This is a genomic window from Nonomuraea deserti, from assembly GCF_004348685.1.
Lineage (GTDB): Bacteria > Actinomycetota > Actinomycetes > Streptosporangiales > Streptosporangiaceae > Nonomuraea > Nonomuraea deserti.
In genome coordinates this window covers 1-8,443 of sequence record NZ_SMKO01000297.1, presented here as the reverse complement: position 1 = coordinate 8,443, position 8,443 = coordinate 1, and the positions used below count along the sequence as shown (strand labels likewise).

Annotated in this window: 9 protein-coding genes; 1 reads left to right on the top strand and 8 read right to left on the bottom strand. The window is 70.7% G+C overall.

Features of this window, described 5'->3' with window-relative positions:
• From E1292_RS48110 to E1292_RS48100, 3 genes are all read right to left on the bottom strand, one after another.
• The coding region (locus E1292_RS48110) for a formyltransferase family protein (protein WP_281284162.1) at nucleotides 1–444 on the bottom strand (444 nt) is incomplete at its 3' end.
• Nucleotides 445–987: 543 nt separating this feature from the next.
• Nucleotides 988–1,242: a hypothetical protein gene (locus E1292_RS48105; protein ID WP_132606499.1), complete on the bottom strand. Its 255-nt coding sequence runs from the start codon at nucleotides 1,240–1,242 to the stop codon at nucleotides 988–990.
• A gap of 465 nt (nucleotides 1,243–1,707) precedes the next feature.
• On the bottom strand, nucleotides 1,708–2,103 hold the full coding sequence (locus E1292_RS48100) for a nuclear transport factor 2 family protein (RefSeq protein ID WP_132606498.1): 396 nt from the start codon (nucleotides 2,101–2,103) through the stop codon (nucleotides 1,708–1,710).
• A 162-nt stretch (nucleotides 2,104–2,265) separates the two neighbouring features.
• On the opposite strand from E1292_RS48100, the gene E1292_RS48095 reads away from it, so the two are divergent.
• A complete protein-coding gene (locus E1292_RS48095) occupies nucleotides 2,266–2,733 on the top strand; it encodes an ATP-binding protein (RefSeq protein WP_165975144.1) in 468 nt (155 codons plus the stop codon).
• 92 nt (nucleotides 2,734–2,825) lie between these two features.
• Here E1292_RS48095 and E1292_RS48090 read toward each other — a convergent pair whose 3' ends face one another.
• From E1292_RS48090 to E1292_RS48070, 5 genes are all read right to left on the bottom strand, one after another.
• Nucleotides 2,826–5,186, bottom strand: a complete 2,361-nt coding sequence (locus tag E1292_RS48090; protein WP_132606496.1) for an ATP-binding protein — start codon at nucleotides 5,184–5,186, stop codon at nucleotides 2,826–2,828.
• A 143-nt stretch (nucleotides 5,187–5,329) separates the two neighbouring features.
• On the bottom strand, nucleotides 5,330–6,304 hold the full coding sequence (locus E1292_RS48085) for an FkbM family methyltransferase (RefSeq protein WP_132606495.1): 975 nt from the start codon (nucleotides 6,302–6,304) through the stop codon (nucleotides 5,330–5,332).
• A 77-nt stretch (nucleotides 6,305–6,381) separates the two neighbouring features.
• Nucleotides 6,382–6,801: an ATP-binding protein gene (locus E1292_RS48080; protein ID WP_165975143.1), complete on the bottom strand. Its 420-nt coding sequence runs from the start codon at nucleotides 6,799–6,801 to the stop codon at nucleotides 6,382–6,384.
• Nucleotides 6,798–6,995 (bottom strand): DUF5999 family protein, encoded by a 198-nt coding sequence (locus E1292_RS48075; RefSeq protein ID WP_132606493.1) that lies wholly within the window; start codon nucleotides 6,993–6,995, stop codon nucleotides 6,798–6,800. Before E1292_RS48075 ends, E1292_RS48080 begins: the two co-directional genes overlap by 4 nt.
• A gap of 200 nt (nucleotides 6,996–7,195) precedes the next feature.
• Nucleotides 7,196–8,377, bottom strand: coding sequence for an OmpA family protein (locus E1292_RS48070; protein ID WP_132606492.1), 1,182 nt, complete (start codon nucleotides 8,375–8,377; stop codon nucleotides 7,196–7,198).
• Nucleotides 8,378–8,443: the final 66 nt, after the last annotated feature.

Below are 8,443 nucleotides of genomic sequence, written 5' to 3'. Positions count from 1 at the left end.
GACAGCCTCCACCACCAGCTCCACCGCCGCATCGGCCACCGGCCCGTTGTACAACGCCGACTTACGCGGCGGCTCCGCCGGCATCGCGAACATCCGATACCCCCAGATCGGACCCGCGTCCATCTCCTCCACCGCCTGCAACGCCGTCACCCCCCACTCAGGCTCGGCGTCCACGATCGCCCAGTCCAGCGACGACGGCCCACGGTCCCCAGGAGGCCCAGGATGGATGATCACCGTACGGTGCCCCTGCCACAACGCCTCCGGCACCCGCTCCTTCAGGAACGGGCAGATCACCAGGTCCGGCTTCGCCAGCTCGGCCGCCTCCACCATGGCCTGCTCAGAGACGGCCAGCTCGACACTCACCTCATGACCCTCACGCCGCAGAGCCAGCCAGGAACGCTGGGTCAGGCCATTGAACGCGGAGCAGAGCAGCAAGATACGCAACGCGGTACTTCTTTCAGGACAAGGGGAGACGACACGACGCACGGGCACGGGGGACCGGACCTAGCCGGACGGGCGAACCCACCGGTCTCGGACATTAAAGTCCGTCCCATATGACCCATACATGCCATCGATGCTGACACGAAACTCACACCACCGCTGACACTTCACCGCAAAACCCCGGCTGACCAGCGCCGATAAGTCCCATTTGCCCCTAAACATCACGCTCTGCGACGTGAACACACCCCACGGCGATCACCCGGGGGAGCGGCCCGCATCCCACCCCAGGCGGGGGAGCCGGGCGGCGGTCGCCGCGACCGCCGGGGCGGAGTTCCCTCGCGACGGCGCGGACACGATCAGGCCCCGCACGAGCATCCCGGACGCGGACCGGCCCGGGCGACGGGGAACCCCGCCGGACGCTGCCTGCCACCGACACCAGCGGACAAGCAGCACAAAACCAGGACACAACACCCGATACCAGACAGAATCCCTGTTCTGTCGGGTATCAGACACGGCTTCGCAGGGGCACCCGGAAGGGCGCCGCACCTACAGCCGGTTGACGAAACGCGAGGCGGCCCGCTGGCTCATGCCGGTTTCACCGCGTACGAGAAAGACGGCCTCACGGATCTGGCCGAGCGCCTTGAGCTCGCGCGCCTGGTCCACAAGATCCATACTGGGGTTGGGCCGGTTGCGCGGGCGTTTGGTGAGCCGGACGGCCCAGATGATCAACCAGATGGCCGCGGCGGTGATGACGGCCGACAGTGCGATGAGGCTCGGGGTGGTGACCTCCAGGGGTGACATGTGGGGGCGTCTTCCCGGGATGGAACGCTTTATTCGGCCCCCTCTCGTAGTTGCTCGATAATGGACATTATGTCAAGTAGAACCGTGACCTATGGGAGCCTTGGGGTCTCCCCGCGCGTTTGACGGCTGGTTTGACGGCCTGTCGATTCGCTTCCTCGGCGGGTTTGGGGGGCTTAAGGTGGGGATTCTGCTATTCGCGCCGCGAGAGGAGCAGCACGTGGGGAGCCAGTCGGTGTTATGCCAGGTGTGTCAGGGGGTTCTGCCCGCTTCGGGTAAGGAGGCGTACACGGCGTTGCGGGGGCGGCTGATCGTGTCGAACGGTTACTGCGGGGGTGGGTGCGCCGAGCGGCGTGCCGAGGAGGAGGCGGCGCAGCGGGTGGCGCGTCCTCAGCCGCAGGCTGCTCCGGTGCCGTCGCGGCCGGCGCGGCCGGTGGTGGCGGGTGCGGGGCCGGTTCGGGTGGCGCGTTAGCTCGCTGGATGTTCGGGGCCGGGGTGCCGGTCGGTGGTGTGCCAGTAGTCGCGGGTGCGTACGGCGAGTCCGTCGGGGTCGAAGTGGACGAAGACGCAGCCTGCGAGGGTGGTGGGGCGGTCGTTGTCGAGGGCGTGGACCTGGAATTCGATGGCGGCGTGGTTGCCGTCGACGAGGGGTGTGGCGAAGGTGACGTGGGGGTCGGTTTCGCTGCCGAATGACCAGGTGATGTAGTCGGCGATGGCTTGTTTGCCCTGGTGGGGCGGGCGGAAGGGCATGCTGGTGTGGACGGCGTCGTCGTGGTAGAGGGCGATGATGGCGTCGGTGTCGTGGTGGGTCCAGCCGTGTTGCCAGGTGTCGGCGAAGCGTTGGGCGGCGGCGCGGGTGTTCATGGGGTCCATTGTGGTGGGTGGGGGTTGCTGTCTGCGTAGTTCAGCAGGCACCCAATAGGTACCCATATGGGTATTTCTCCCGTCTTGTGGTGGGTGGTGCGGCGGCAAGCTACGTGAGGACCGCTCACCAGCCCTCGAGGGAGAGGAACCGACGTGCGAGCCATGGACCGGCGAGGAAACGACCCGAGGACGCCCGCCGTACGGCTCCCCTCCCGCAACGCGTTCCTGGCCATGGCCGACGCGCTGGCCCTGCGCACCGGATGGGCGGGGCAGGACCGCGAGGTGTCGTGGCTGCTGTCGGCGCGGCCGTCGGCGGTGCCAGCCGCCCGCCGCCTGGCCACGGCGCGGCTGTCGGCGTGGGGGCTGCACCGGCAGGCCGAGGCCGCCGAGTTGCTCGTCGGCGAGCTGGTCGCCGACGCGCTGCGCCGCTGCGGCGGCCGGATCAGGCTCGCGCTGCGCGTGGACGACGGGTTGCTGCGCTGCGAGGTGACAGGCGTCTTCGCCGGTCCCGGGGCGCGGCCGGCCCCGGCGCCGCACCAGTCGCTGCTGGCCCGGCTGGCCTGCTGCTGGGGTGTCTCCGGGCAGGTGGCGTGGTTCGAGCTGCCCGCCGGCGGTGGTCACGCGCATTGACCGGCCCGGCCGGAGACGGCGGAGCGGGATCCCCTGGCCATATGGCCCCCCGAGCGGTGACGCCGGCTACGGCCCGCAGCCGCAGAGCGGCTTCACTCCCCCGGCGCGGTCCCGTCGTCGGCTCTGGTGCGTTCCCCCACCCATACGGCGATCTGGGAGCGAGAGCTGAAGCCCAGTTTGGTCAGGATGTGCTCGATATGGCCTTCGGCAGTGCGCTGTGAGATCACGAGCGAGGCCGCTATCTCCTTGTTGGTCAGGCCGCGGGCGACGAGCCGGGCGATCTCGCTTTCGCGGCGGGTCAGCCGGGTCAGCCGCTCGATGCCCTCGCCGCGGCCGGTGGGCGGCTCCTCCTGCAGGACGTAGGCCAGCGCCTCGTCGAGCGGCATGCGGGCGCCGCGCCGGACGGCCGTGGCGAACGCCGCCTCCCCCAGCGCCTTGCGGGTCTCCTGCTCGCAGGCGTCGTGGTAGCCGGCCAGGTGCCCGTACCCCGACAGGGGCGCCCCGACGGACGCCCACACCGTCTGCAGGATGCCCAGCAGGCGGGCGGCGCGCAGGTGGCGGCACTGGGAGACGGCGATCCAGGCCAGCGCCTCGAGGGTGACGCCGATGCCCAGGGAGTCGCCCAGGCTGCGGTTGACCACCAGCGCCTGCTGTTCCAGGTCGGTGGCGCGCCGCAGGTCTCCTTGCCGCCACACCTCGACGCCCAGCGCCATCATGGCGTACGCGCGGTGCCAGCTTTCGCGGCGGCTTTCGCACAGGGCCAGGCACTCCTCCCCCGCGGCCACCGCGGAGGCGGTGTCGCCGGCGTAGGAGCAGGCCAGTGACAGCCGGATGAGCGACAGGGCCGTGCCGGCGGGGTCGCCGCAGGCGCGGTGCCTGGCCAGGGCCTGCTCGTACAGGGTGATGGCGTCGGCCGTGCGCTCCTCCCACATGGCGATCATGCCGGAGAACAGGGCGACGTAGCCGAGGACGTGCTGGTCGTGCAGCCGCTCCCCCGCGCGGCGGCTGTCGTGCAGCATGGTGGTGGCGGCGGCTTTGTCGGCCTGGATGATGGCCAGCCAGCCGCCCGCCCACAGGGCGCAGGCGCGTACGTCGTCGGGGACGTCGTCGGCGGCGAGTCCGCGCTCCAGCCAGCGCCGGCCTTCAGCCAGGTAATAACTGGTGGTCCAGTGATAGAGCAGGTCGGTGGCCATGGTCAGGCCGGTGCGCGCGCCGCCCGGCCCGTCGAAGGACTCCTCCAGTGCGGTGCGCAGGTTGGCGTGTTCGACGTGCAGGCGGGTGAACCAGCGCACCTGCCGGGGGCCGAACAGGTCCGCTCGGGCCCGTGCGGCCAGGTCGCGGTAATAACGTGCGTGCCGTTCCCGCAGCCAGTCCTGGTGGCCGGAGGCGGCCAGGCGTTCGCGGCCGTAGGCGCGCAGGGTGTCCAGCATCCGGTAGCGGACGCCGCACGGGTGGTCTTCGCGAATCAGCACGGACTTGTCGACCAGGCCGATCACCAGGTCGACGACGTCGTGGCGGGCGATTCCGCGGCCGGAGCAGATCGTCTCGGCCGCTTCCAGGTCCAGGCCGCCGGCGAACGCCGAGGCCCGCTCCCACAGCAGTCGTTCTTTGTGCGAACACAGTGCGTAGCTCCAATCGATGAGGGCTCGCAGGGTCTGGTGGCGGGGCAGTTCTGCCCGTGACCCGGCGTTGAGCAGGCGGAATCGGTCGTCGAGCCGGTCGAGCAGCTGCTGCGCCGACAGGGCGCGCAGCCGGACGGCGGCGAGCTCGATGCCCAGGGGCAGGCCGTCGAGGCGGCGGACGATGCGGGCGATGACCTCTCGGTTGTCCTCGGTGACGGCGAAGGTGGGCAGGACGGCTCGGGCGCGTTCGGCGAACAGGCGGACGGCGTCGCCCTGTTTGAGGGTGTCGAGGGCGGGGCGGGGGGTGTGGCCGTCGGGCAGCGACAGGGGCGGCACGGGTACGGCCTGCTCGCTGGCGATGCCGAGCGCCTGCCGGCTGGTGGCGAGGATGCGCAGGTCGCGGGAGGCGCGCAGCAGGGTGTCGGCGAGGACGGCGCATTCGTGCAGGAGGTGCTCGCAGTTGTCGAGGATGAGCAGGGCCTGCTTGTCGTGCAGGTAGTGGGTGAGCACGTCCATGGGGGGCGCGGCGGTGTGGCCGCGGATCTCCAGGGCTTCGACGACGCTTTCTGCGAGCATGCCGGGCTGGTGCAGGGCGGCGAGTTCGACGAGCCATACGCCGTCGCGGAAGGAGCGGCGTACGTCCTGGCCGACGCGCAGGCCCAGGCGGGTCTTGCCGACGCCGCCGACGCCGGTGAGGGTGACGGCTCTGGATGCGGCCAGCAGTTTCTTGACCTCGGCCACTTCGTGCCGACGTCCGATGAAGCTGGTCACCTCTGCCGGGAGCCTGTTCGTTCGCTGCCCCCTGGAGGTGGTGGTGGTCACCGCTGTCATGGTGTGTGGCGCGACCGGCCGGCGGGTCAGCGTGGCGCCGGAGCCGTGTCGTCGTAACCCACAGTATGTGGCGGCCGCTGCTGCCGAGTCCCTGGCCAGGAGCCCGTGGCGGCTTTTTGACCCTTTCATGGCGGTGGCGTGGTTCATGCGGTGGTGTGCCAGGGGCGCAGGGCGTCGAGGTGGTGTCGCCGGCCGATCGCCACGAGGTTGGAGCGGTAGAGGCCGATCGCGCCTGGGGCGTCGAGGCCGGCGCGGGTGGCGGGCCGCAGCACGTTGTCGAGTTCGTCGACGAGGAAGACCCAGGGGTAGCGGGCGAAGACGAGGTCGAGCAGTTCGGCGGCGGAGCAGCCGCAGTTGGCCTGGAGTTCCGGGTGGAGTTCGAACAGCAGGGTGGGCTGGGCGGTCAGGGTTTCGGCGGCGCCGTGCAGGACGAACCCTTCGTAGCCTTCGACGTCGATTTTGATGATGTCGGGCGGGGCGAGGTCGTGGCCGGCGAGGTAGGCGTCGATGGAGGTCATGGGGATGGTGACGGCGCCGGCGGGGGTGCCGACGTTGGCCGCCGCGGCGGAGTGTTTGCCGGACTGCTCGCCTGACAGGTGCAGGGTCAGGTCGCCGGGTGCGGCGCCGACGGCGACCGGTTCGATGGTGACGCGGGCGGCCAGGTCGTTGCGGTCGACGTTGCGCCGCAGGTAGCCGAGGTTCTCGGGCACGGGTTCGAAGGCGATCAGGGTGCCGTCGGGCGGCAGGTGCGTGGCGCCGGTGCAGGCGTAGACGCCGATGTTGGCGCCGACGTCGAGGATGGTGCGGCTCGCGGCGGCCAGTCGTTCGAACAGGGTGACTTCGAACTCTTCGTAGTAGCCCGCCGAGACCGAGGGCATGATGGTGGCGTCCCAGGCGGGGCCGGTGAGCACGACGCCGCGGTAGTGGGCTTCCGCGTCGTGGTCGGAGGTGGTGACGCCCAGCCGGAACACCGTGTGGTAGAGGCGGTTGACCAGGGGGAGGCGGCGGACGCTGCGGCCGCGAAGCAGGGTGCGGGTGATTGTGCTGCGGTTGGCGGCTCTGGCCGCTCGCATGACCGTGATGGCGACTTTCTTGCGGAGGCGTTTGCTGGAGGTCATGGTGTGAGTCTGGTGCAGGCGGCGGCCTGATGAGCGCCAATGCCGGGATTGGTCGCGGCGGGGCGGGCGGCGGCCGGTCAGCAGGCCTGCGCCTCGAGCGTCAGGGTGTCCTCGGCGGCCTGTTGCGGCAGCGGCAGGTCGAACCAGACGCGCTTGCCGCGCCGGGTGCGGTTGCTGCCCCAGCCGGAGGCGAGAGCCTCGACCAGTTGCAGGCCGCGTGAGCTTTCGTCCTCGTGGCCGGCCGTGCGCAGGTGGGGCAGGTCGGGGCTGGCGTCCTCCACCTCGCAGCGCAGCAGGTCGCCGGTGAGCGACAGGCGCAGCCGGACGTGGCCGTGGGCGTGGCGTACGGCGTTGGTGACGAGTTCGCTGACCAGCAGCTCGGCGGCTTCGCTGCCGTGCGGCAGGCCCCAGGCGAGCAATTGGGCGCGTACGGCGTGGCGGGCACGCGGCACCGACGCCGTCAGTGGCGGCAGAGTCCACGTCGCCGTCGCGTTCATGGTGCCCGCCCGGCGCAGACGGCTGCGGAGGGGATGACGCTGCGGCCGTCCGGCAGCAGCTCGCCGGTGTCGTCGAAGAAGACGACCCCGTTGCACAGCAGACCCCATCCCTGCTCGGGGTGGTACGCCACAAGGCGCGCGGCCTCCCGGCCGGCGGCGTCCGCGGGGGGACAGGGCGGCTGGTGCTGGCACATGACTTCGATCCTCGCTTCCCGCTTCCCAGCGGATTGAGCTCACGTGACCAGACTGGTCTCTCCACCCACCCAAGAAAGAGGTGAGAAACCCCCATATGAGTACCTGTTTCCGCGTAGGTAGGTACCCGAATCCCCAGCTCAGCCCCACCATGACATCCCCCGGCGACCCCCCGCAACACCGCCACGACCCCGGCAGGCACTCATCTCTGCGCCGAGATCACCACCCGGCGGTTCTTGGCCCGGCCGGCCGGATTGTCGGAACCGCCCGCCTTCGTGTTCGGCGCGACGGGCTTCGACTCCCCGAACCCCCGCGCCACCAGCCGCACCCCAGAAAGCCCGCCTTCCGACGCCAGCCAGTCCGCCACCGCCCGCGCCCGCCGCTCCGACAGCGGCTGATTGTGCGCGACGTCACCCTTGGCATCGGTATGCCCGTCGACATGAACGGTCACCCCGTCGCCGGCCTCCTCCGCCACCCGCCGCGCGATCCTCCTCAGCTCGGCGGCCGCGGACGGCTTGACAACGGCACTGTCGAAATCGAACAGCACGTCGGCCTTCAGAGCGAACGCGATCGAGCTCTCACCCTCCAACACCTGGCTCTCGCCGACCTCGTACCCCTTCAACTCCGCTCCCGGGATCTCCACCCCCGGCACCTCGACCCCGGGCACCTCCACCGCGGGCACCTCCACCGCGGGAATGCACTCCCGCTGCGCGTTGCACCCCTCCGGCCGGATGATCGAACGACGGATCACGAACGGGCGGATCACGAACGGCCGGATCACAAAGGGGCGGATCACGAACGGCACCACACCACCGTCCTTGGGCTCGACCTGGCACACCTCAGGAGTCGACACGCCCTCCGCGCTCGTGGCCGGAGCCGAGACACCCTCCGCCCGCACCGGGTCGAGCTTGACCCCGCCCGCGTCCACGCCGGGAATCTCGACCGCCGGGATCCGCACGGCCGGGATCGACACCGGCGGGATCGACGCGGCCCCCAGACAGCCACCGGGCGCCGGCGCCACCTCCGTGCACTGAGCGGGGATGCGCACGGCCGGGATGTCCACACCCGGGATGGTGACAGCGGGAACGACCTCTCCCCCGACCTTCGCCTCCGGCACGAGCACCGGGTCGGCGTGCACCGCCGGCACCTCCACGGCCGGGATCAGCTCGCCGTTCGGGCAACTCGACGGCTCTGCGCCCGTCGGCGACGGCGTGGCCGACGGACCCGGCGGCGTCGTGGCCGCCGAAGCGCCGGTCCGCGACGACGACGGCGGCTGGCGCTCCTCCCCGCTGCCGCCGGTATGAGAGAGACTGCAGGACGCCAGCGCGAGCACGACCAGCGGGAGGAGAAGCCGGCTGCTCGTACGGATCAACCGATCGGTCATAGCGGCCGACGGTAAAGGATCCACCTTCAGGATGCGCATAGCGATGCTCACGCGTCCCCCGGCCAC